We start from the raw sequence: 981 nt of genomic DNA on the forward strand, positions 1-981 counted from the left end.
ACAGCCATGTCTTTTCGTTTTGTGGCATGGCTGAACGAGAATCGAGACCTGTTTGCCGCTCACAAAGCGCGTTTTGGCTTGGTTTGGGCTTGAAATTTGTTTAAGTACCGTTAGAACGAGCGAAACGCAACGCTGAAGCAGCTGCTCGAGAAGCGGAAGCAGAAGCCCAAAGACTTCAAGCGATCGAACAAGCTCGAATCGAACCGAGAACAGTTTCCGAACTCAAGCGGTTTTACCAAAAAACGCTACTGAAGGAACTCAAAAAAATCGAAAAATCTCGTCGATCGGTTTTAATATCTGTCATCGCAATTTCGGGAATACTTTTAGCAATTTTTATCGGTTCGGGAATTTTAACCTCTAAAATGCCGAAAACCTTTTTCATTTTATCTACCCTGTGGTTGACACTTTGGGTCTTTTTATATAGCTTTCGCACCAGTCAATACGGAATGGGATTCAAACGCAACATTGTCCAAAAAATACTTGAATTTATAGACCCAGATGAATATTTACAATATTCTCCGACGGGTGAAATGGGAGCCGCACGAAACGCATTAACGAATAGCACGCTGTTAGGTCGAGCCTTTCCCGATCTCGTTCGTCAAGATGACTATGTTTCTGGAGTAGTCGGCCGAACTGTGCTTTCTTTTGCAGATGTCTGTGCTGAAAAGTCATCCTTTAACTGGTTGTCTGTCTTGAAAGGACGGCGTCGGTCTTCTAGCTATATGTGGATGACGGGTTTTCTTGTTTTTGTTTTCGGGTTTCCTTACGCATTTTCCAGAATTGCACGAGGACGAAAGTTAGTGTTTTCTGAGTTTTGGGAACAGTTTTTTGAATCTTCAATCTCGAGAACGCTTTTATTTAAAGGTTTGCTGTATTGGTCTACTTTTCCTAACGGTACTTAAACAAATTTCAAGCCCAAACCAAGCCAAAACGCGCTTTGTGAGCGGCAAACAGGTCTCGATTCTCGTTCAGCCATGCCAC

At 42.9% G+C, this 981-nt stretch carries 1 protein-coding gene; it reads left to right on the top strand.

What is annotated here, in order from left to right:
- Positions 1-362 precede the first annotated feature (362 nt).
- On the top strand, positions 363-902 hold the full coding sequence (locus GEI7105_RS37180) for a hypothetical protein (RefSeq protein WP_144053773.1): 540 nt from the start codon (positions 363-365) through the stop codon (positions 900-902).
- Positions 903-981: the final 79 nt, after the last annotated feature.

Source organism: Baaleninema simplex PCC 7105, from assembly GCF_000332355.1.
Taxonomy (GTDB): domain Bacteria; phylum Cyanobacteriota; class Cyanobacteriia; order Cyanobacteriales; family Geitlerinemataceae; genus Baaleninema; species Baaleninema simplex.

What these genes read in the sequence shown, in the direction of transcription:
- GEI7105_RS37180 (WP_144053773.1), top strand. Translation starts at nt 363, where the DNA reads ATGCCGAAAACCTTTTTCATTTTATCTACCCTGTGGTTGACACTTTGG.